This is a genomic window from Kitasatospora sp. NPDC001660, assembly GCF_053596725.1.
In genome coordinates, this window is record NZ_JBSFGU010000145.1 from 1 (window position 1) to 1,236 (window position 1,236).

At 68.0% G+C, this 1,236-nt stretch carries 1 protein-coding gene; it reads right to left on the reverse strand.

What is annotated here, in order from left to right; translation table 11 throughout:
• A partial coding sequence (locus tag ACWCXH_RS39940; RefSeq protein ID WP_449806422.1) for an Ig-like domain repeat protein occupies positions 1-1,124 on the reverse strand: 1,124 nt, incomplete at its 3' end.
• Positions 1,125-1,236 lie beyond the last annotated feature (112 nt).

A 1,236-nucleotide genomic window follows, 5' to 3' on the forward strand; every position in this document is an offset into this window, starting at 1 on the left:
TCGTCACCGGGATCGCCGATGACGACGAACCTGCTCGCCCCGGTGACGGCCAGGGAGCCGTTGACGGTGGTGCCGCACACCCCGACCAGGGTGGAACCAAAGGAAGAAACGCTGCCCTGGACGGTGGAGTTGCCGATGAACAGGGCGGTGCCCGCCCCGGCCGAGACGCTGCCGCGGACGGTGGCGTCGAGGACGCAGGTGCTCTCACCGGTGGCGACGACGCTGGCCACGGAACCGGTGACGGTGCGCGCGCAGTTGACCGTCTGGGTGGCGCTCTCCGCGGCGGGGGCCGGATAGGTGGCGTCGCCGCTGTACTGGGCGGTCAGGGTGTGACTGCCGGGCAGCAGATTCGACCAGGTCAGCTGCGCCTGGGCGCAGTGGTCGCCTCCGCCGGGGGTCAGTGGTGCGGTGCCCAGGGTGGCGCCGCCGTCGGTGAAGGTGACAGTGCCGGTCGGGGTGGGGTTAGAGCCGCCGTTGGGGCAGACAGTGTCGGTGAGCGTGACCGGGTGCCCGAAAAGCGACGGGGTCGGGGAGCCCGTCAACGTGGTGGTCACGGTGGGCGCCGCGGGGACCGGGGTGATCGCGATACCGAACGGCCCGGTGACGGTGAAGGTGTCGGTGACCGTGTTGGTGGTGGTGTCGATCACCGACACGTTGTTCGAGGAGAAGTTGCCGACGTAGACGTGCTTGCCGTCGGGGTTCATCCCGAGCTTGTAGGGGCTGGAGCCGACGGTGACGGTGGTGCTGACGGTGTTGGTGGTGGTGTCGATCACCGACACGGTGGCGTCGCTGACGTTGCCGACGTAGACCTGGTGGCCGTCCGGGGTGATCGCGTTGCCGTACGGGTTGTTGCCTACCGGGATGGGGGAGCCCACCACGGTGTTGCTGGTGGTGTCGACCACCGACACGGTGTTCGCGGAGAAGTCGTCGACGTAGGCGTGCAGGCCGTCCGGGGTGATCGCGATGCCCGAAGGCGAGGTGAAGCCGGTGACGGTGGCGGTGATGGTGTTGCTGGTGGTGTCGATCACCTGCACCTGGCCGAGCCCGAGCTCGGTGACGTAGGCGTGGAGGCTGTCCGGCGTGGTCGCGATGAACCGCGGATCGCTGCCGGAGGGAAGGGGGATGTCGGTGGTGACGGTGTTAGGACGCGTATTCGGTCGTGATCAATGGGTTCGGGTGAGGTCCTTGATCCAGATCATTGCGCCGCGAAGGTGAAGGCCGGCGAGGTAGCTTTCC